21 protein-coding genes are annotated in these 19,918 nt (G+C 47.3%); 11 read left to right on the top strand and 10 right to left on the bottom strand.

Features of this window, described 5'->3' with window-relative positions; translation table 11 throughout:
• On the bottom strand, positions 1-914 hold a 914-nt coding region (locus SFC66_RS12775; protein ID WP_411219120.1), incomplete at its 3' end, for an NTTRR-F1 domain.
• A gap of 389 nt (positions 915-1,303) precedes the next feature.
• Between SFC66_RS12775 and ilvD the strand changes: the two genes are divergently transcribed.
• From ilvD to ilvA, 9 genes are all read left to right on the top strand, one after another.
• The gene (gene ilvD / locus SFC66_RS12780) at positions 1,304-2,971 is read left to right on the top strand and encodes a dihydroxy-acid dehydratase (protein ID WP_411219121.1); all 1,668 of its coding nucleotides are present in this window, start codon (positions 1,304-1,306) and stop codon (positions 2,969-2,971) included.
• 317 nt (positions 2,972-3,288) lie between these two features.
• Positions 3,289-5,022 carry an acetolactate synthase large subunit gene (ilvB, locus tag SFC66_RS12785; protein ID WP_411219122.1) on the top strand — a complete coding sequence of 578 codons (1,734 nt, stop codon included), beginning with the start codon at positions 3,289-3,291 and terminating at the stop codon, positions 5,020-5,022.
• Positions 5,019-5,543, top strand: a complete 525-nt coding sequence (gene ilvN, locus SFC66_RS12790) for an acetolactate synthase small subunit (protein WP_411219123.1) — start codon at positions 5,019-5,021, stop codon at positions 5,541-5,543. Before ilvB ends, ilvN begins: the two co-directional genes overlap by 4 nt.
• A 23-nt stretch (positions 5,544-5,566) precedes the next feature.
• Positions 5,567-6,613 (top strand): ketol-acid reductoisomerase, encoded by a 1,047-nt coding sequence (gene ilvC, locus SFC66_RS12795; RefSeq protein ID WP_411219124.1) that lies wholly within the window; start codon positions 5,567-5,569, stop codon positions 6,611-6,613.
• Positions 6,591-8,132: a 2-isopropylmalate synthase gene (locus SFC66_RS12800; RefSeq protein WP_411219125.1), complete on the top strand. Its 1,542-nt coding sequence runs from the start codon at positions 6,591-6,593 to the stop codon at positions 8,130-8,132. The genes ilvC and SFC66_RS12800 overlap by 23 nt, the downstream gene beginning before the upstream one ends.
• Before the next feature lie 22 nt (positions 8,133-8,154).
• A complete protein-coding gene (leuB, locus tag SFC66_RS12805; RefSeq protein ID WP_411219126.1) occupies positions 8,155-9,240 on the top strand; it encodes a 3-isopropylmalate dehydrogenase in 1,086 nt (361 codons plus the stop codon).
• A gap of 18 nt (positions 9,241-9,258) precedes the next feature.
• Entirely contained in the window at positions 9,259-10,674 is a 1,416-nt protein-coding gene (gene leuC, locus SFC66_RS12810; protein WP_411219127.1) for a 3-isopropylmalate dehydratase large subunit, read from the top strand.
• Between the two features lie 12 nt (positions 10,675-10,686).
• Complete coding sequence (leuD, locus tag SFC66_RS12815) at positions 10,687-11,271, top strand: 3-isopropylmalate dehydratase small subunit (protein ID WP_411219128.1); 585 nt, start codon at positions 10,687-10,689, stop codon at positions 11,269-11,271.
• Between the two features lie 62 nt (positions 11,272-11,333).
• Positions 11,334-12,275 carry a threonine ammonia-lyase gene (ilvA, locus tag SFC66_RS12820; RefSeq protein ID WP_411219129.1) on the top strand — a complete coding sequence of 314 codons (942 nt, stop codon included), beginning with the start codon at positions 11,334-11,336 and terminating at the stop codon, positions 12,273-12,275.
• Between the two features lie 31 nt (positions 12,276-12,306).
• On the opposite strand, the gene SFC66_RS12825 is transcribed toward ilvA, so the two are convergent.
• Complete coding sequence (locus SFC66_RS12825; RefSeq protein ID WP_411219130.1) at positions 12,307-12,471, bottom strand: type II toxin-antitoxin system antitoxin; 165 nt, start codon at positions 12,469-12,471, stop codon at positions 12,307-12,309.
• A gap of 12 nt (positions 12,472-12,483) precedes the next feature.
• Positions 12,484-13,323: an SPFH domain-containing protein gene (locus SFC66_RS12830; protein WP_411219131.1), complete on the bottom strand. Its 840-nt coding sequence runs from the start codon at positions 13,321-13,323 to the stop codon at positions 12,484-12,486.
• Between the two features lie 125 nt (positions 13,324-13,448).
• Here SFC66_RS12830 and SFC66_RS12835 point away from each other — a divergent pair, with 125 nt between their 5' ends.
• A complete protein-coding gene (locus SFC66_RS12835; protein ID WP_411219132.1) occupies positions 13,449-14,237 on the top strand; it encodes a serine/threonine protein kinase in 789 nt (262 codons plus the stop codon).
• Here SFC66_RS12835 and SFC66_RS12840 read toward each other — a convergent pair.
• Together SFC66_RS12840 and SFC66_RS12845 are read right to left on the bottom strand one after the other, a co-directional pair.
• The gene (locus SFC66_RS12840) at positions 14,234-14,455 is read right to left on the bottom strand and encodes a hypothetical protein (RefSeq protein WP_411219133.1); all 222 of its coding nucleotides are present in this window, start codon (positions 14,453-14,455) and stop codon (positions 14,234-14,236) included. The genes SFC66_RS12835 and SFC66_RS12840 overlap by 4 nt on opposite strands.
• A gap of 85 nt (positions 14,456-14,540) precedes the next feature.
• Entirely contained in the window at positions 14,541-14,864 is a 324-nt protein-coding gene (locus tag SFC66_RS12845) for a thioredoxin family protein (protein ID WP_411219134.1), read from the bottom strand.
• A 146-nt stretch (positions 14,865-15,010) separates the two neighbouring features.
• Between SFC66_RS12845 and SFC66_RS12850 the strand changes: the two genes are divergently transcribed.
• Entirely contained in the window at positions 15,011-16,054 is a 1,044-nt protein-coding gene (locus SFC66_RS12850) for an LCP family protein (RefSeq protein ID WP_411219135.1), read from the top strand.
• 13 nt (positions 16,055-16,067) lie between these two features.
• Here the strand turns inward: SFC66_RS12850 and SFC66_RS12855 are convergent, their stop codons facing one another.
• The 5 genes from SFC66_RS12855 to SFC66_RS12875 all read right to left on the bottom strand — a co-directional run bounded on the left by SFC66_RS12855 (position 16,068) and on the right by SFC66_RS12875 (position 19,816).
• Positions 16,068-16,952 carry a diacylglycerol/lipid kinase family protein gene (locus SFC66_RS12855; RefSeq protein ID WP_411219444.1) on the bottom strand — a complete coding sequence of 295 codons (885 nt, stop codon included), beginning with the start codon at positions 16,950-16,952 and terminating at the stop codon, positions 16,068-16,070.
• 204 nt (positions 16,953-17,156) lie between these two features.
• The gene (locus SFC66_RS12860) at positions 17,157-17,369 is read right to left on the bottom strand and encodes a DUF6366 family protein (RefSeq protein ID WP_411219136.1); all 213 of its coding nucleotides are present in this window, start codon (positions 17,367-17,369) and stop codon (positions 17,157-17,159) included.
• A 57-nt stretch (positions 17,370-17,426) separates the two neighbouring features.
• Positions 17,427-19,127, bottom strand: coding sequence for a DNA-binding protein (locus SFC66_RS12865; protein ID WP_411219137.1), 1,701 nt, complete (start codon positions 19,125-19,127; stop codon positions 17,427-17,429).
• Positions 19,128-19,303: 176 nt separating this feature from the next.
• Positions 19,304-19,507, bottom strand: a complete 204-nt coding sequence (locus SFC66_RS12870; RefSeq protein ID WP_411219138.1) for a helix-turn-helix transcriptional regulator — start codon at positions 19,505-19,507, stop codon at positions 19,304-19,306.
• Positions 19,508-19,816 carry a DUF2178 domain-containing protein gene (locus tag SFC66_RS12875; RefSeq protein ID WP_411219139.1) on the bottom strand — a complete coding sequence of 103 codons (309 nt, stop codon included), beginning with the start codon at positions 19,814-19,816 and terminating at the stop codon, positions 19,508-19,510.
• Positions 19,817-19,918: the final 102 nt, after the last annotated feature.

Genomic DNA, 19,918 nt, shown 5'->3' on the forward strand with positions numbered 1-19,918 from the left:
GTTGTTCCGGCTACTCCAGTCGGGCCAGTGATGCCGGTTGGACCGGTAACACCAGCGGGGCCTGTTATTCCGTCCGCTCCCGTTGAGCCCGTTGGTCCAGTGACTCCCGCAGGTCCGGTCGTTCCTATTGCTCCTGTTTGACCAGTGACTCCAGCGGGTCCGGTCGCTCCGGCTATCCCGGTTGGACCGGTGATCCCGACTGCTCCGGTTGGTCCAGTAACCCCAGTAGAGCCAGTTGGCCCCGCTGCTCCGGCTGCCCCGGTGATACCAGCATTTCCCGTTATTCCTGTTGCACCAGTAGGTCCTGTTATTCCTGCTGGCCCGGTTGGCCCCGTGATTCCGACAGGTCCCGTAACCCCCGTTGATCCTGGTGCTCCGGTCGGCCCTGTGACTCCCGTAGCCCCTGCAGGACCGGTTGCCCCGGTCACACCTGTTCCGCTTCCAAAAATAGTCACACTTACATTATCCACTAAGATATTGCCGGTTGCTGGATTAGGCAGTGTATTAATCAACAAAAAAATTTGCGCGGTACCTTCGGGAGCTGTGACGGAAACCCCTGTTACATTTGCCCAGCCTTCTTGAGAAGCAACAGGGATGCTTTCCGCCGGGATATCAAGCAGCAGCCCCCTTCCATTCAATTGATAATCATTTGTCAAGAAATATATCTGTACTTGAGCTGCTGGTGCTGGCAACTCACTTCCCCTTGCCAAATAGACTGATAAATCATAATTATAGCCTGCTATGACAGGAGTGACGTATTGCGCTATATAAGCTGTCTCTTGTGTCCCATCGAGTACTGCTGCAAAATTCCCACTGTAAGAAATTTGCCGAGTGACTGTTGCAAAAGATGAGACCCACGGTTCCAAGCTGCCAGCTTCAAACCCGCCATTCACGACGATATTCCGTTCAGGCATTGTTTTCTTCTGCCTCCTTCAAAGATGTCTCTCCTATAACTATTCCGTGTAATAGCTGGATGAACCCTTGTTTGCCCTATGTTCCTCCAATCTTCACTTTGTGTACAAGTCTATTTTCAGAAAATAGCAAACGCTATAAAAAAGTTTTTTGCCAGATTATCTGACAGTCAATCCCAACACAACCGTATTGGTAACGCTTACAAATTAATTGACTTGTTTAAAGAATCTGAAAATTTATCTGATTTGCTGTTGACCTAGCTGTGGTTAGGCGTTATGATAACTGACAATTAATCAAATAAATGAATTTTCAAATTATTCAATTCTCATGTTTTTTCACAACTCATCACTTAAAAAAGAGAACATTTGCAGCTGGGAGGTGTTTTGATCCAATGCGCAGTGACATGATCAAAACAGGGATTGACCGAGCTCCGCACCGCAGCTTACTTCATGCGACCGGAGTAAAAACATCTGATTTAGGAAAACCATTCATCGGTGTATGCAACTCCTACATCGATATCATTCCAGGACATATGCACCTGAACAAATTTGCCGAAGTGGTAAAAGATGCAATCCGCGAAGCTGGGGGTATTCCCTTCGAGTTCAATACCATCGGCGTGGATGATGGCATTGCAATGGGGCATATCGGTATGCGTTACAGCCTGCCGAGCCGGGAGATCATTGCGGACAGTGCAGAGACTGTCATACAAGCGCACTGGTTCGACGGCGTCTTCTATATCCCGAACTGCGATAAAATCACTCCGGGTATGCTGATGGCATCAGCAAGAACGAATGTCCCATCTGTCTTTGTTTCCGGAGGACCGATGGAAGCTGGTGTAAGCCCCGATGGAAAGCCGTTGAACTTGGTTTCCATGTTCGAAGGTGTGGGTGCCGTCCAGAATGGGACCATGACTGAACAGGAACTGGCTACGATCGAGACACTTGCCTGTCCGACATGCGGCTCCTGCTCCGGGATGTTCACTGCCAATTCCATGAACAGCTTGATGGAGATGCTCGGTATGACCGTCCCTGGAAATGGAACTTTACTCGCAACATCAGACGAACGGCATGAGCTGATTTATGAGGCTGCCCGGCATCTGATCAGGCTTGTCAAAGAAGACATTCGCCCCCGTGACATCATGACGAAGGAAACCTTCGATAATGCATTTGCTTTGGATATGGCCATGGGTGGATCAACAAATACAGTCCTCCATACAATCGCCATCGCGCATGAAGCGGGCATTGAATATAATCTGGCCGATATCAATAAGATTGCCGAGAAAGTGCCTTACTTATCAAAAATCAGTCCTGCATCGGACTATTCCATGCATGACGTTCACTTGGCTGGCGGAGTGAGTGCAATAATCAATGAGTTATGTAAAATTGACGGTTTGCTTCACAAAGAACGGATAACCATCACTGGCAAGACGATAGCTGAGAATGTGGAGGATTATGAGATCCTGAATAAAGATGTCATCCGTCCTTTGGATAATCCATACAGCCCAGTCGGCGGCTTGAGTATACTGTATGGAAATCTGGCTCCCGACGGCAGCGTCATCAAAGTCGGTGCTGTCGATCCTTCCATTAAGAAATTCCTTGGTGAAGCAATCGTCTTTGATTCGCAAGATGAAGCTCAAGAAGGAATCACGAATGGAACGGTCCAGGCGGGTCATGTTGTCGTCATCCGTTATGAAGGTCCAAAAGGCGGACCAGGGATGCCGGAGATGCTCTCCCCCACTTCCGCTATAGCCGGACGGGGATTGGCTAAAGAAGTCGCCTTGATTACCGACGGCCGCTTCTCCGGGGCGACTCGGGGCATTTCCGCCGGTCATATTTCACCGGAAGCAGCTGAGGGCGGACCGATAGCATTAGTAGAAAACGGCGATCCAATTTTGATCGACCTGGAGACACGCAGCATCGAATTGCTTGTAGATGAAGATGTTCTCCATACACGCCGCCAAAATTGGAAACAACCCGAACCAAAAATCAAATCCGGTTACTTAGCAAAATACGCCAAACTCGTAACCTCTGCCAATACTGGCGGCGTCATGAAAATATAACCAAAACGAAGACGGGACCATAGTGACGGAAGCATTATATTCACAGAGAGCCAGGGATGCTGAAAGCCTGGCAATATAATCCGTCATTCTCTTCCCCGAGCGCTCTGCTGAAACAACTAGTAGGCATAGCCAGGTGTACGGCACCTGTTACCAAAACGGAGCTGTAATCACAGCTCCACGAGGCAGTTTACCGTAAGGGAGCTGCGAACGTGGGTGGTACCGAAAAAGCAAAGCCTTTTTCCCCATTTCTTGCAAGATTGCTTGAATGGAGAAAAAGGCTTTTTTATATAACAAAAATTTACTGGAGGGATATAACCATGAAGGTGAAGGCGCAAGCCGTACAGGAAAGAAATCCTGCTGCTGAAGTTCCGAAGACAGGTGCAGATCTTTTTGTAGAAGCATTGCAAGCGTCTGGAGTAGATACGATTTTCGGCTATCCGGGAGGAGCAGTGCTGCCGATATATGATGCCTTGTATCGTGCAGAACCGCGTTTCCAGCACATCTTGACTCGTCATGAACAAGGAGCCATCCACGCAGCCGAAGGATATGCACGAGTTTCCGGGAAGCCTGGTGTAGTCATTGCGACGTCAGGACCTGGTGCTACGAACCTTATCACTGGAATCGCTGACGCCATGATGGATTCCCTGCCACTTGTCGTCTTCACTGGTCAAGTCGGCAGAAGTGTCATCGGCACGGACGCTTTTCAGGAATCGGATGTGATTGGTATCACCACCCCAATTACCAAACATAATTATCAGGTGCAAAAACAAGAAGATATGCCGAGGATCATCAAGGAAGCTTTTTATATCGCAACAACCGGAAGACCCGGACCGGTCGTCATCGATATTCCGAAAGATATTTCCGGTGAAGCTTATGAGATATCTGAAGCTGCAAAAAGCATTCATCTTCCAGGTTATCAGCCGACCACAAAACCAAATAGCAATCAAATCAAGAAGCTCGTGCAAGCAATCGTACATGCAAAACGTCCTGTTCTTCTAACAGGTGCAGGCATCGTGCATGCCAAGGCATCCGCGGAAGTCCTCGCATTTGCCAAACGTTTTCAGCTTCCCGTCACCTCCACCCTGCTTGGACTAGGCGCTTTTCCGGCAAGTGACGAACAGTTTCTCGGCATGGCTGGAATGCATGGGACATACGCTGCCAATCGGGCATTGTATGAATGCGATTTGCTGATCAATATCGGTGCCCGGTTCGATGACAGGCTGACTGGCAACTTAGCTCATTTTGCACCGCATGCAACAATCGCCCATATCGACATCGATCCAGCTGAAATCGGTAAAATCATCCCTACTGCGATTCCGGTCGTGGCAGACGCAAAAGCTGCGCTGCAGGCGCTTCAAGCAGCAGAAGCTGAACAGCCTGACATCCAGACCTGGCGCAACCACTTGCAGCAGTACAAGGAAGAATTCCCGCTTTGGTATAACAACCCGGCTCAAGATCTCATCCCGCAGTGGGTGATGGAAGCCGTACACAAGGCGACAAAAGGAAATGCCATCGTCACAACAGATGTCGGACAGCATCAAATGTGGGCCGCACAATACTACGGCTTCGACCAGCCGAATCGCTGGGTGACATCCGGCGGACTCGGCACAATGGGATTTGGTTTCCCAGCAGCAATCGGAGCACAGCTTGCTAGTCCCGACAGTACAGTCATCAGCATCGTCGGCGATGGCGGCTTCCAGATGACGATGCAGGAGCTTTCCGTCCTCCAGGAACGAAAGCTGCCGGTCAAGATACTGATCGTAAACAACCAAAGTCTCGGCATGGTAAGGCAGTGGCAGGAGTTTTTCTATCAGGAGCGGTATTCCGAATCATTGCTGGATGTGCAGCCAGATTTCATCAAATTGGCGGATAGCTACAGCATCAAAGGCGTTCGTCTCGACACCCAGGAACAGCTCGTGGCAGAACTCCCTTCCCTGCTGCATTCCGACGAACCTGTCGTGATCGACTGCCGCGTGCTGCGACAGGAAAATGTTTTCCCGATGATTGCACCTGGAAAAGGATTGCATGAAATGATTGGAGTGAGCCGATGAAGCGAATCATTACAGCTACTGTCCAGAATCGAAGCGGCGTGCTGAACCGGATAACCGGTTTGATGCAAAAAAGGCAGTTCAATATCGATAGTATCTCGGTCGGTAAAACCGAAGTGGATCAAATCAGCCGCATGACATTCGTCGTCGAAGTGGAAGACATGCAGAAGCTGGAGCAGCTAACGAAACAGCTTCACAAGCAGATTGATGTCCTGAAGGTTGCCGATATCACCGATAGTGCCATCGTGGCAAGGGAACTGGCACTCGTAAAAGTTGTCTGCCCTCCTGCCAGCCGGAGCGAGCTGCAAAGCATCATTTCTCCTTTCCGTGCCAGCACAGTCGATATCAGCAAGGATAGCATGATCGTTCAAGTGACTGGCGATACGGAAAAAATCGAAGCCTTTCTCGAGCTAGTCCGTCCATATGGCATCAAAGAATTGTCGAGAACTGGAGTTACAGCCTTCCTACGTGGGCACCAGCCGCAAGCTGCGGACGGAAACACGTATTCACTTATAACCAATTAAAAATGGAGAGGAATGACAGAACTATGGCAAAAGTTATCTATCACAATGACATTCAAGAAGAGGTATTGAAAGGTAAAAAAATCGCAGTGATCGGTTATGGGTCCCAAGGTCATGCCCACGCGCAGAATCTGAAAGAAAGCGGATTTGATGTAGTGGTCGGTGTTCGCCAAGGGAAATCATGGGATCAGGCAGTCGAAGATGGACATGATGTAAGATCTGCATCGGAAGCTGCAGAAGTTGCCGATATCATCATGATGCTCGTACCAGATGAGCTGCAGCCTGCTATTTACAAAGCTAGCATCGAGCAGCACCTTGAAACTGGGAATGCCCTTGTATTTGCCCACGGTTTCAACGTTCACTTCAATCAAATCGCACCTCCATCCAATGTGGATGTATTTCTTGTAGCACCAAAAGGTCCTGGTCATCTTGTACGCCGTACGTATACAGAAGGTGCTGGCGTGCCTGCCCTATATGGCATTTATCAAGATGTCAGCGGCACAGCAAAAGATATCGCACTTGCATATGCCAAAGGTATCGGCGCAGGCCGCGCAGGCATCTTGGAAACAACATTCCAGGAAGAAACAGAGACCGATTTGTTCGGTGAGCAAGCTGTCCTATGCGGCGGACTTACAAGTCTTGTCAAAGCAGGCTTCGAAACGTTGACAGAAGCTGGCTATCAGCCGGAAGTCGCCTACTTCGAATGTTTGCATGAACTGAAATTGATTGTCGACCTTATGTATGAAGATGGCTTGGAAGGCATGCGTTACAGCATTTCCGATACAGCACAATGGGGTGACTTCGTTTCTGGTCCGCGCGTAGTAAACGACGATACGAAAGCCCGCATGAAAGACGTATTGACAGATATCCAAAACGGCACTTTCGCGAAAGGATGGATCTTGGAAAACCAAGCCAACCGTCCGCAATTCAATGCAATCAATAACAAAGAAGCAAATCACCAAATCGAAACGGTCGGCCGCGAACTCCGCGAATTGATGCCATTCGTCAAACAGGGAAAGAAAAAACAATCGGCTGAGGAAGTGATTGTCCATGGCTCAAATAAAATTTTTTGATACAACGCTGCGTGATGGCGAGCAGACACCCGGAGTCAATCTTAACAAACTGGAAAAGCTCGAAATCGCCCGGCAGCTGGAACGCCTCGGAATGGATGTTATGGAAGCGGGCTTCCCCGCTTCCTCCGAGGGGGATTTCCTCGCCGTCCAGGAAATTTCCCGTACCATCAAGACAACAACCGTCACAGCATTGGCACGGGCAAAGAAAAGCGACATCGATATTGCTTGGGAAGCACTGAAAGATGCGGAGCGGCCAAGAATCCACGTATTCCTGGCCACCTCCCCCATCCATATGGAATATAAGCTCAAGAAAAAACCGGAAGAAGTATTGCAGACAGCTGTCGATATGGTCACGTATGCGAAGGAACGCTTTCCAATCGTCCAATTTTCCGCTGAGGATGCTTCACGGTCCGAGCTGCCATTCCTCGCACGTGTTGTGGAAGCAGTCATCGATGCCGGCGCAACAGTTGTGAACCTTCCTGATACTGTCGGATATGCGACACCTGCTGAATACGGAAGAATGTTTGCTTATATGAAGGAACATGTCCCGAATATCGAAAAAGCGGATCTGTCCGCACACTGCCATGACGACTTGGGAATGGCTGTTGCCAACAGCATCGCTGCTATCGAAAATGGTGCGACCCAAATCGAAGGAACAGTCAATGGCATCGGCGAACGTGCCGGTAATGCTGCCCTCGAGGAAATAGCCGTCGCCCTTCATATCCGGAAAGACGTTTATGAGCATACCTCCCGGATTGTACTTAAAGAAATCAAACGGACCAGCAGTTTGATCAGCAAATTGACTGGCATGACGGTACCAGGCAATAAAGCAATCGTCGGAGACCATGCCTTTGCCCATGAGTCGGGTATCCACCAAGACGGTATGCTGAAGCATGCCGAAACGTATGAAATCATCACACCTGCACTTGTAGGTATGAATGCTACCAATCTAGTACTAGGCAAGCATTCCGGCCGCCATGCTTTCAATACGAGAGTCGCAGAGCTTGGGTTTGCTCTTGCGGAAACCCAGCTGCAGGAAGCTTTCGACCGGTTCAAGCGGCTGACGGATAAGAAAAAAGAAGTAACCGATGAGGATCTCTTCACCATTGCGCTGGATATCCAGACAAAGCATGATCCTGTTAAGACGTATGAAGTAAAAGCACTTCAAGTGACAATGGGAACACAAAATCTGCCGACAGCGACAATCGCCTTGCAGACACCACACCAAGGCATAAAGGAAACAGCGCGGACAGGACATGGGACAGTTGAAGCAATTTACAATACATTGGAAGCTTTGATCGACGAACAAGTGACACTCCTGGATTACCGCATCCACTCTGTTGGCAAGGGCGAAGATGCACTTGCCGAGGTTCATGTTCAAATACAAGTCGACGGCGAAGCATACACCGGCCGCGGTACAGCGAATGATGTCCTGAAAGCATCAAGTCATGCCTATGTCAACGGCGTAAACCGTGCTTTAAGAGCTGCCACACTGAAGGAATTTCAAGCATCAATCTAAACCGACCTGGAGAGTGCTGACTATGCAAAAAAAAATCGTACTGCTTCCCGGAGATGGAATCGGGCCTGCCGTTGCCGAAGCTGCTGCATCGGTTCTGCAGCAGGTAGCCGACAATTTCTCCCACACATTTAAATTCGATAAAAAAGCAATCGGCGGCGCTGCAATAGATTCTGCCGGGGAACCGCTGCCCGCAGACACACTTCAGGCTTGCCAGGATGCAGACGCCATTTTACTCGGTGCCGTAGGCGGGCCGCAGTGGGAACGGAATCCTCCTCATCTGCGACCGGAAAAAGGACTGCTGCAGCTAAGAAAAGGCCTGGGCCTTTTTGCAAACCTGCGTCCAGTCAAAACCTTTCCCTCCCTGCTATCCAGTTCACCGCTCAAGCAGGAAATCGTCGAAGGAAGCGACTTGTTGATTGTCCGGGAATTGACAGGCGGTCTGTATTTCGGTACGCCGAGCGAACGCCGGAACGCGGGGCAAACAGTGGTTGACACCCTTTTATATGAAAGAAAAGAGATTGAAAGGATCGTCGAAACTGGTTTCCAGAGTGCCATGCTCCGGAATAAGCGTCTAGCTTCCGTCGATAAAGCCAATGTGCTGGAATCCAGTAAACTATGGCGGGAGATCGTTGACGAAAAGAGTAAGGATTATCCAGAAGTGGCCGTCGAGCATATGCTTGTCGACTCGACAGCCATGAAACTTATTACCAATCCAACTTACTTTGATGTCATCGTTACCGAAAACCTCTTCGGCGATATCCTGAGCGATGAAGCGTCCGTACTGACTGGTTCGCTTGGCCTCCTCCCTTCTGCCAGCCTGCGGGACGATGAATTAGGCTTGTATGAGCCAGTCCATGGCTCCGCTCCGGATATAGCCGGACAGGATATTGCCAATCCACTCGGTGCCATCCTATCCGCTGCCATGCTCTTGCGCTATTCCTTCGGGATGGAAGAAGAAGCAGACAGCATCGAAGCAGCTGTCGACAATGTGCTGCAAAGCGGATATGGGACACAAGATATGCATGTAGATACAGCAAACATTGTCGGAACCGCGAGAATGACATCACTTGTCATTGAGCAGCTGATGGAAGCAAAAGTGAGTTCTTGAGGAAAGGACCTGAGGACAATGAAGCAACCAAAGACGATTGTCGAAAAGATTTGGGAGAAGCATACAGTTGTGCAAGAGCCCAATAAACCTGATCTGATGTATATCGATTTACACCTCGTACACGAAGTGACATCCCCGCAAGCTTTTGAAGGACTGCGTCTGGCTGGCCGGAAAGTACGGCAGCCGGAACGAACGTATGCGACTGTCGATCATAACGTGCCGACCATACATCGTTCGGTGATCAGGGACGAAATTGCCCGCACGCAAATGGAAACACTAAGGAACAACTGTGCAGAGTTCGGGATCAGGCTCGCTGATATTGATCACCCTGACCAAGGAATCGTGCATGTCATCGGACCGCAGCTTGGTCTCACGCAGCCTGGTAAGACGATTGTATGCGGCGACAGTCATACTTCCACTCATGGTGCATTCGGGGCACTGGCCTTTGGTATCGGTACAAGCGAAGTGGAGCATGTGCTAGCCACCCAGACACTGTGGCAAAACAAACCAAAGACGCTGAATGTTTGCATTGAAGGCACACTTGGGACAGGTGTGACTGCCAAGGATTTGATTTTGGCCATCATCGGGAAGTTCGGTGTCAAATTCGGTACCGGCTATGTTCTTGAATACACCGGTGAAGCCATCCGGAATTTGTCGATGGAGGAACGCATGACAGTTTGTAATATGTCGATCGAAGCTGGAGCTCGAGCTGGTTTGATAAGCCCGGATGACACTACTTTCGAATATCTACGTGGCAGAAGATATGCCCCGGAGGGATCTGACTTCGATGCAGCAGTTGCCGAGTGGACACAGCTTGCAACCGATGAAGGTGCCGTTTATGACCATACCGTTCGCTTGAACGCATCGGAAATCGAGCCGCAAGTGACTTGGGGCACAAATCCAGGCATGTGCTTGCCGATATCGTCCAATGTTCCAGATCCGGCACTGATAGAGGATAAGGATGAAAGAGCATCGGTCGAGCAAGCTTTGGCTTATATGGGGCTTGAGCCGAATCAGCAGCTGACATCCATCGATATCCAGCATGTATTCATAGGCTCATGTACAAATTCGCGAATCACTGACTTGCGTAAAGCTGCAAACATCATACAAGGAAGGAAAGTCCACCCTTCTGTCCGGGCCTTGGTCGTACCAGGATCGTTCACTGTCAAGATGCAGGCAGAACAAGAAGGTTTGGATAAAATCTTTCTCGATGCAGGATTTGAATGGCGTGATGCTGGCTGCAGCATGTGTTTGGCAATGAATGATGATGTCGTACCTGCTGGCGAACGCTGCGCTTCCACTTCCAACCGGAATTTCGAAGGCCGGCAAGGTACTGGGGCACGCACCCATTTGGCCAGTCCTGAAATGGCGGCAGCGGCAGCAATCGAAGGAAGATTCGTAGATGTCCGGCAGGTTGCCGCACCAACTGGATAAGGAGGATGCTATATGGAACCAATCAGCACACATGATGGACTTGTCTACCCTTTGGCAAAGCGCAATGTCGATACCGATCAGATCATTCCGAAGCAATTCCTGAAACGAATCGAACGATCTGGATTTGGTCAATTCCTCTTTTATAATTGGCGTTTTGATGAAAAAGAACAGCCGCGTCAGGACTTCACTTTGAATCAGCCAAAATACAATGGGGCATCCGTGTTGGTTGCCGGTGATAATTTCGGCTGCGGCTCATCTCGCGAACATGCCCCTTGGGCGCTTTTGGATTATGGTTTTAAAGTGATCATTGCACCGAGTTTTGCCGATATTTTTTATAATAATACGACAAAAAATGGCATACTAGCTATCAAGCTACCTGAGGAAAAGGTTGACTATCTGCTCGATCAAGCGGAAAAGAATGCATATATGCTGACAATAAATCTGGAAAAACAAGTCATATATGATAAGCTAGGCTTTGAGGCAAGCTTTGACATTCCTTCCTATAATAAGCATATGCTATTAAATGGACTGGACGAGATTGGCATCACATTGTCTTATGCCGATCAGATAACACATTTTGAACAAACACATAATTAAAGGAGTGTGAAGGCATTGGGGATTGCTTAAGTCAGAAAAAGATAACAGCAGCAGCAGACTTTTTGAAGGATTTGGTACATCATACACCTATCAGGACATCCAGTTCCTTGGACAAAATGATGGGCAGGAACGTTTATTTGAAGATGGAAAACGAGCAGAAATCAGGAGCGTTCAAAGCACGCGGTGCTTGCTTCAAGATTGGCAGCATGACCGAAGAAGATGCTAAGCGGGGTGTGATAGCTGCATCTGCTGGCAACCACGCCCAAGGTGTTGCCTTGGCAGCAGCCAAACGGGCCATACCAGCTAAAATTTACATGCCGATCCACACACCGATGCCAAAAGTGGAAGCAACGAAAAACTATGGCGCAAAAGTCGAGCTGTCAGGTGAAACGTTCCAAGAAGCTCTTTTCGCCGCTCAAAAGGAGCAGCAGCAGTCAGGGGCAACTTTCATCCATCCTTTCGATGATGCAGATATCATTGCCGGTCAAGGTACGATCGCCGTCGAAATGCTGGCTGATATGCCAGATCTTGATTGTATCATCGTCCCGATCGGAGGCGGCGGGCTCATCAGCGGTATCGCATATGCTGCAAAGCAAATCAAGCCTTCGATCCGGATCATCGGGGTGCAGACGGAAAATGCTTGTGCAACATATCATGCGTACCACAAACATTTGCTGCCTTCCCTCACTTGTGCAACGATTGCAGAAGGGATTGCCGTCAAGGAGCCTGGCAAACTGACATTGCCATTGATCCAGCAGTATGTGGATGATGTTGTGACTGTTTCAGAGCGCGATATCGCTTCAGCCATCTTATATCTGCTGGAACGGCACAAGACGCTGGCAGAAGGCGCTGGCGCTGCTGCATTTGCGGCTTTATTACGCCATCACGAAAGTATCCGTTCCAAACATTGCGGTGTCATCATCAGTGGTGGGAACTTTGATCTTCAAAAGCTGTCAGAGCTGTATGCACTAACGACGCACCTCCCCGCCAATAGCATGGCCTAAAGAAAGAGCAGGAAGCTTCGCGCTTCCTGCTCTATTTTTCTTTTTCCGGCTTCAGTCTGCCGGACTGCTTCAGCTGTTCCCGAAGCAGATATTCAATTTGAGCATTCACACTGCGAAAATCATCGTCTGCCCATTTTTGTACCATATCATAGATCTCCTGGTTGATACGCAACGGAAAACTCTTTTTCTTTGCCATATTACCCCTGCTTTAATATAGTGTTCCATTGTTCACGACGGGCTGTGTCCCGCGGTCGGAAACAATGGCCACCATCAAATTGTTCACCATCTGCGCCTTGCGCTCCGGATCCAGCTCCAGTTCACCTTCATTCAAAGCTTCAACAGCGTCCATCGCCATGCCCACTGCCCCTTGGACTATCATCTTGCGGGCAGCTATGATAGCGGAAGCTTGCTGGCGCTGCAGCATCGCCTGGGCGATTTCAGTCGAATAGGCCAGGTGCGTGAAGCGTGCTTCCATCACTTCCACTCCTGCTTCATTCAATCGTGCCTCCAGCTCTGCTTGCAGCTTACCAGTGATTTCATCGCCATTTTCACGTAAGGAATAACCTGTTTCATTGAAATTATCATACGGATAATTGGATGCGATATACCTTACGGCTGCTTCACTCTGGATGGCGACGAATTCTTCGTAATCATCCACATTGAAGGCGGCTTTTGCTGTATCTATTACACGATACACAATCACTGCTGCAATTTCAATTGGGTTACCTTCGACATCATTCACTTTCAGCGTCTTGGAGTTGAAGTTGCGGATACGCAACGTGACCCGCTGTCTCGTAGTCAGAGGAATCGTCAGGAACAGGCCGTTTGCACGGATCGTACCGACGTACTTACCGAAGAATGTCACAACGTAGGCTTGATTGGGAGGCACGATAACGACTCCGGTCATCAACAGTACAGCCACTATAAACAGAAGGATGGCGGGAACAATCACTTGCTGCATCAAGCTGTATACGCCAGCCCCTGCACAAATCAGGATGATCAGTACCCCGAGAAAACCATTAAAGGCGATAGCTTTTCTTTCTTGCATACACGTCACTCCTACATTTTCATATTAAAGTGATATCACTTTAATATTATTATATATTCTGACAACAAACTTTGCAACCTGCGGACTAGCCTATATACTTAAAGAAAAAAGATCGGGGATTACATATGCTGTATGAAGTCATCAGACCATTCCGTTTACTGCATCGACATCTTGTCGATAAAATCTATCCTGAAGGATCATATATTACTGAGCGATTCCAAGTTATCCGTAAACTTGGTTCAGGCAGCTATGGTACGACTTATCTGTGTAACGATACCAGCGAGTTCAAAACTTGCACCGTCAAGCAGCTCAGGCGCAGCCGGCAAAAACGCAAGAAGTATTTCAATATGTTTCAGCAGGAATACGATTTGCTCAAACAGCTGAGTCACCCTTCCATTCCAGCTGCCACCTCCTTTTTCCATACCGATGATGGGTATTTCTTCGTCATGGATTTTGTTGATGGGGAGAATCTGGAACAGCATATATTCGATGCAAAAAAGCGATACACCGAAAATGAAGCGCTTCAGCTTACAATCGATATTGCCCACACAGTAGACTATCTGCACAGCCGCCGTATCTATCACGGCGATATCAGGATCCCGAATGTCATGCTGGCAGATGGTCGTGCGTATTTAATAGATTTTGGATTGGCCAAAGCATTTTATGGCAAGAGAAACACAGAAGAACAGAACAGAATGGTACAAGATCTGTTCGATTTAGGAGATATACTGCTTTATCTTTTGTATACAACTTACGAGAAAACAAATAAAAAAGCTCTTCCATGGACAGAAGAGCTTACATTAACACCTGCATGCAAATATATAGTTGAAAGATTATTAGGCATCAAGGACCCTTTCCTTACTGCTTCTGAGGCAATCAATGCTTTGGAGAAAGCAAAAGAAGCAGCAGATTAACTGCTGCTTCCATACCCACGGCGCTTGTAACGGCTGCTGCCGCCATATCGATTACGGTTATAACCGCTACTGCCACTGGAGCCATAATGCCTTCTGCCGCGATGACCGCTTGAATCATACCGGCGTCCGCGATGACCGCTTGAGTCATATCTTCTGCCGCGCCGATGGCTGCTGCTGCGACCAGATTCTGTTAGTTTACGGATGAATTTCTTGAACATAGAATTCCCTCCATGTGCTGCAATTTAGTTCATTAACAAAAATAATACCATGATAATTCCTTGAAGTATGTTTCTTTACAAATTCTTAATAATTGTCAGGTGAACTGATTTTCTTCAGCTTTTCTTCGAATTCTTCCATCCGAATGAAACGTCCTTCCCTGAACTGTTCCTTCCCTTCCATTAAGACGAGGATAGTCGGTGCTTCGAATGCTAAAAATCTGCCTGCCACTTCCTGCACCTCGCTCGCATCAACAAGCCCAAGCTTTACATCTGGGTATCTTGCGAGCATGTCCTTTATACGGGGCAGCAATGCCTGACATACACTGCAACCCGGTGAAGAAATGAATAAAATAGAATGTTGAGCGGTGCTGATGAACTTTTCCACTTCGTCGATGTTTCGCAATCTCATCTTGATCACCTGTTTTCCTGGTTGTTAGTTCCATCATATAGAATCATGCCCCTTGATGGCGAATGATATGATATAGTAGACTCTGGGGATATTCAAACAAATTTTGACAAAATTCCAGATTAGCAGATTAAAGGAGAAACATATATATGCCAAAAGATGAACGACAGGAGATGCGCCGCTCTCAGAAAAAGCGGAAAAAATCCCGCAAGAAGCGCGTCATCCGTAATATATTTCTGATAGTACTACTTTTGCTTCTCATTCCGGCAGCTTATGCTGGTTATCTTTATGTGAAAGCAGGTAATCTAGCCGATGGTTCCTTCGTAGACGATGGCCGGGACAAATCGTCTCTTCGCGACAGCAAAGTCGATCCTGCAAAAGACAGCGTCAGCGTTTTATTCATCGGTTCTGATTCCAGTGCCAAACGGGAACAAGATAATATCGGTAAACGTTCCGATACGATGATCCTCGCTACATTCAATAAAGATGATAAGAGCATTAAGATGCTCAGCATACCGCGCGATACGTATACGTACGTCCCTTATTTGGAGCGTAATACAAAGATCAACGGATCCTATAATGGCGGCGCAACAGCTACTGTAGACGCAGTGGAAGAATTGCTCCAGGTGCCGGTAGATTATTATATCGATGTTAACTTTGAAGCTTTCATCAGTGTGGTTGAAGCATTGGGCGGCATCAAAGTCGATGTGCCATATGAACTGAAAGAAATGAATTCCAAGGATGAAAAAGAAGCCATCCACCTGCAGCCTGGTGTACAGGAACTGAATGGGGAAGAAGCGCTTGCCCTTGCTCGGACACGGAAGCAAGATAGTGACTTTGCCCGCAGCGATCGTCAGCAGCAAATCATCGAAGCGATGATGGATAAAGCGACAGACGTGAGCTCTGTTCTGAAGTATTCTGATTTGCTTGATGCAGTCGGAAGCAATATGCAGACGAACATGACGTTTGATGAAATGAAGAGCTTCATTTCTTATGGCGTGAATAATAATTTAGCCATGGAAAGCCTGAAGCTTGATGGACAAGGCGGCAATGGCATCGTGCCTGGTTATAACGCTTATGCATTTGTGCCGGATGCAACATCCTTGGCCAACGCTACCCAAACTTTGCGTGACCAATTGGAGCTTCCAGCTCTCGATACAACAACTTCCACATCTACTACCTCGCCTCAATAAGGCGAGGTTTTTTCTATGCTTTTTTTGGCACGACAACTTTTATCTCCCCCGGCAGTACCTTGGCTTTGAATGGAAGGGGGATTCCTTCGTCGCCATCGATGTTGACGACAAGTTCTGTATCTGAAGCAACCTGTAGGTCCTTCACTTTGAAATAAGCCACTTGTTCATTTTTTGCCAATTTGCCTGTGAGAATATCCGGAATCAATTTAGCGGTCTTTTGGACGGACAGCTCTTCCAGAATAAAAACATGGAAAAGATGATCATCAACTTCTGCTTGCTGGGCAAACTTCTCGAATCCAGCCACGGAACTTGTCAGTGCAACCAGCATCATGTACGATTTATCGTTGTATACCTCTTCCTCTTCGTCCGTTCTCAGATGCAGATGAAAAGGCGTTTTCTCCCGGAATGCTTTCGCTCCTTCAAACAAATACGCAAAATGACCATATTTGCTTTTCAATTCCGGTGTGACATCATAGACCGCCTCGGCTATCACACCGACTGCCAGTACATTCATGAAATAGCGATCCTCGACTTTACCAATATCGACTGCCTGCAGGTGATAATCTTCCAACAATGCCAGCGCCTGCTTTGGCTTACGCGGGATTTGCAATGCACGGGCAAAGTCATTCACCGTACCTAAGGGAACAAAAGCAAAGTTAGGCTTCTGTTCTTTCTCGGCCAAACCACTGATACATTCATTGATTGTTCCGTCTCCGCCCATGGCGAGCAGTGTTTCATATGTACCATCACAAGCAGATGCAGCAAAATCTGTCGCATCTCCCTCTTTTTCCGTATACTTGACGACCACCAGTTCGTGCCGTTTACCAAGTATAGCCACAGCTTGTTCTTCATATTGCAGTGCTTTCTCCTTCCCTGACGAAGGATTGATGATCAACATTGCCCGCACAGCTTCCGCCTCTTTCTTTTTTCATATCATATACCCCTGATCGGAAGTGAACCAAACAATTTAAAGCCTTGCATGACAGCTTTTCATTATGAACATAATCAAATTTCACTAAAAATCATCAAAAAAACCGGACTATATACAAATCTCCCTTCCGAGATTCGTATATAGTCCGGCGCTCAATTAGCTCAGCCAGCCTCAACCAAGAAATAGCAATGCCACGACAAAACCTATCAGAATTACCAGGATAATCCCTGTGACTTTCCAGTTCAATCCGCCGACTAAATCTGCCATATTTGCATTTTCGTTTCTGTCGAATGCATCGCTTGCATTGCCAGCTGGATTTCGCCTTATCTCTTCTTGACGCAATCTTTCCCTGCGCATTTCCGGAGTTTCTTTATGTTTCGTCATAAGAGCCCTCCTATCCGATTGAGAACCACTATTCCATGAAAAGATTCTTTACTGCGACTAGTTTAATCCTTCTATGGATATTTGCTGTATCGTCGCAGATTTTGCACCATCTTGCATCGCAGCCTCAAAACTCACTTGATCGCCTTCTTTCAGGAAGATCGCATAAGGCGCATCTGCAGAGTTGATGCTGTAGATCACATCTTGATCATTCAGCAAGAACTGAATCGTTTTCCCGCCGGCATTATCACCTGAAATGTAAAGGCGGTTCACTTCCCCGCTCACTTGCTGCACAGGAGCACCACCTGTTGATTCGGCGGTGCTTGTATCCGTGCTCAGCTGCAGTCTGTACGCTTCCAGCGCACTTTTTGCATTGTCACCAAAGACGACATAGTCGGAATCCGCTGCACGCACATAAGCATACTGCTTGAATATTCCATTTGTATCAAGCACGCTGATCACCCAAGTGGGATTGCCGTCGATATTGTACAGAACGGGCATTTTTCCTTCCCATTTCTTCTCTGGATATTCTTTTTCCACGACTTGCACAGCACCTGAGGAATCCATGATGCCATTATTCTTCTCCCCGCCGTAGAAGGTCACTTCCCCGGTACGACCATTCACCATGCTATAGCCAAGTGCTGAATCGATGTTTTCCTTTGGAGATTTAAAATCCGTAAAATACTGAATGCTGCCATCTTCAGCGAAAACTGCCGTGACACCATGTTCCGTTCCATTATCATTCGGGATTTTAACACCAGCTTTGCCAAAGTGGCGATTCCAGAACCCGCCGCTGTATTCCCCATAATACGTGTTCAGCTTGCTGGCCATTTCAGGCGATATCGTGTTTTCGATGAAATCAGGTGCTTCATCTGCGTCATACATATTCACTTCGCCATTGTACGGGTTCACGACGACAACCTGAATATCATCGCCATTTGCTTTTGTAGTAAACAATTTCGGCTGGTAGACCGTCTGAACATACCATGCTTTGCCTTCTTCATCGACTTCCAAGCGCGCTTCTCCTTCTTGGATATACGAAGGATAATGGGAATAGATGATCCGCTGTAAATCTTTATGGAAGTATGCAGATGGAACATAAGACAGTTTGTTTTCAACGAACTCCGGCTGAGCTCCAAGATCCGTAGCATCGATCACAAAGTAACCTGTCGTTTCCCCGCCTTTTAACCATTTGAAGAAACCATCGAATTCCACCGGTGCGATATATTCATTGGTCCCGCCCACAGTTTGTGTTTGAAGACTGCCCAGATGATATAGCTGCGTGTCCGGTACCACACTCATCCTTTTATTCATCTTATTCCGGACAGAGCTTGGCGCAATGGCTATCGGCGTTTTATCTTCATCCAAAGGCTTTGCCTCTTCTTCTGCCGACTTCACGACATGATCATAAGACGATTGATACACTGCGAAATTGGCTATCACACAAACTACTGCGCCGATCACGAGGATTGCCAATAATGCCCCTGCAAGTGACATGCCTGTATTCCTCGCTTTTTTCTCTTGCTTGCTGGCCAGAAGCGGAAGAGCTGCAAAAAAGATGCCAATCGCATTCAGCCACAGAATGTTTTGGATGATGAATGCAGGTAATACGAAATAAATGATAACGAGCAGTACGATGTAAGCAGTGATCCCTGCCGCCAAGTATTGCTTGAGCTTTGCTTTTCCTCCACCAACTGCCAAGTCGGTTAGAGCTATCAGTATAAAGCCAGCCAAACTGGCTAGTGCAATAAGAAAAATCATGCTGTTCCTCCTTTTGGTGTCGTCATACTTATACGGTTCATGAATGTAAAATGTTTCGTCTATGACCATTATTTATGCCGCAGGTACCTTACTTTCTTTAAAAATGAACGACAAAAAAAGAAATTCCATTCGTGCGCAATACATAAGAAAAGGCCTCGGGTAAGAGGCCGACTTGTTCATTTACTATCTGGATTGCTGATGAATAGTTCATCAACTGTGGTATGCAATACAAACGCTATATCAAACGCCAATTGTAATGTGGGGTCGTATTTATCATTCTCGATCGCATTTATGGTTTGTCTGGAAACCTTGCAGCGTTTGGCTAATTCTTCCTGTGATAATTCAGCTGATTTCCTTAATTCCTTAATATTGTTTTTCACTCAATCACCATATTTTTTCCTGTAAATCAGGATTGTTATGAGGTAAGTAATTAAAAGCAATGTCAAAGATACCAAAGGTGAAATCCCATACCCTTTCACATTATAAAAAGTATGTCCTTGAACAGTTAAATAAATCGTTTCTACAACATGTATGAGCAATGAACCTATCACCACGACAAACGCATATGATTGAGCTTTCATCTTGATGAACTTCTTTCTTTCATCATCTTTTTTAGAAAATATCGCACCTATGATCAAAATTCCGCAGACTAACAATATGACCGCATACACAATTTTCACCCAATCCATTTTTCGTTTCCTCCTCGAAAAAGTGTAAAAAGTATTTGACACTTTCATTATAGCGATAGACCATAATATGTCAAATGCTTTTTACATCACGTAATTGATGAC

Source organism: Terribacillus saccharophilus (assembly GCF_046592895.1).
Lineage (GTDB): Bacteria > Bacillota > Bacilli > Bacillales > Amphibacillaceae > Terribacillus > Terribacillus saccharophilus_D.

Excerpts from the sequence above, each read along its gene's own strand:
- ilvD (WP_411219121.1), top strand. The coding sequence starts at position 1,304 with ATGCGCAGTGACATGATCAAAACAGGGATTGACCGAGCTCCGCACCGC.
- SFC66_RS12865 (WP_411219137.1), bottom strand. The coding sequence starts at position 19,127 with ATGATTTTTCTTATTGCACTAGCCAGTTTGGCTGGCTTTATACTGATA.
- SFC66_RS12850 (WP_411219135.1), top strand. The coding sequence starts at position 15,011 with ATGCCAAAAGATGAACGACAGGAGATGCGCCGCTCTCAGAAAAAGCGG.
- SFC66_RS12860 (WP_411219136.1), bottom strand. The coding sequence starts at position 17,369 with ATGACGAAACATAAAGAAACTCCGGAAATGCGCAGGGAAAGATTGCGT.
- SFC66_RS12835 (WP_411219132.1), top strand. The coding sequence starts at position 13,449 with ATGCTGTATGAAGTCATCAGACCATTCCGTTTACTGCATCGACATCTT.
- SFC66_RS12875 (WP_411219139.1), bottom strand. The coding sequence starts at position 19,816 with ATGGATTGGGTGAAAATTGTGTATGCGGTCATATTGTTAGTCTGCGGA.
- leuC (WP_411219127.1), top strand. The coding sequence starts at position 9,259 with ATGAAGCAACCAAAGACGATTGTCGAAAAGATTTGGGAGAAGCATACA.
- ilvN (WP_411219123.1), top strand. The coding sequence starts at position 5,019 with ATGAAGCGAATCATTACAGCTACTGTCCAGAATCGAAGCGGCGTGCTG.
- SFC66_RS12825 (WP_411219130.1), bottom strand. The coding sequence starts at position 12,471 with ATGGCAAAGAAAAAGAGTTTTCCGTTGCGTATCAACCAGGAGATCTAT.
- leuD (WP_411219128.1), top strand. The coding sequence starts at position 10,687 with ATGGAACCAATCAGCACACATGATGGACTTGTCTACCCTTTGGCAAAG.
- leuB (WP_411219126.1), top strand. The coding sequence starts at position 8,155 with ATGCAAAAAAAAATCGTACTGCTTCCCGGAGATGGAATCGGGCCTGCC.
- ilvC (WP_411219124.1), top strand. The coding sequence starts at position 5,567 with ATGGCAAAAGTTATCTATCACAATGACATTCAAGAAGAGGTATTGAAA.
- SFC66_RS12830 (WP_411219131.1), bottom strand. The coding sequence starts at position 13,323 with ATGCAAGAAAGAAAAGCTATCGCCTTTAATGGTTTTCTCGGGGTACTG.
- SFC66_RS12855 (WP_411219444.1), bottom strand. The coding sequence starts at position 16,952 with ATGTTGATCATCAATCCTTCGTCAGGGAAGGAGAAAGCACTGCAATAT.
- ilvB (WP_411219122.1), top strand. The coding sequence starts at position 3,289 with ATGAAGGTGAAGGCGCAAGCCGTACAGGAAAGAAATCCTGCTGCTGAA.
- SFC66_RS12840 (WP_411219133.1), bottom strand. The coding sequence starts at position 14,455 with ATGTTCAAGAAATTCATCCGTAAACTAACAGAATCTGGTCGCAGCAGC.
- SFC66_RS12800 (WP_411219125.1), top strand. The coding sequence starts at position 6,591 with ATGGCTCAAATAAAATTTTTTGATACAACGCTGCGTGATGGCGAGCAG.
- SFC66_RS12845 (WP_411219134.1), bottom strand. The coding sequence starts at position 14,864 with ATGAGATTGCGAAACATCGACGAAGTGGAAAAGTTCATCAGCACCGCT.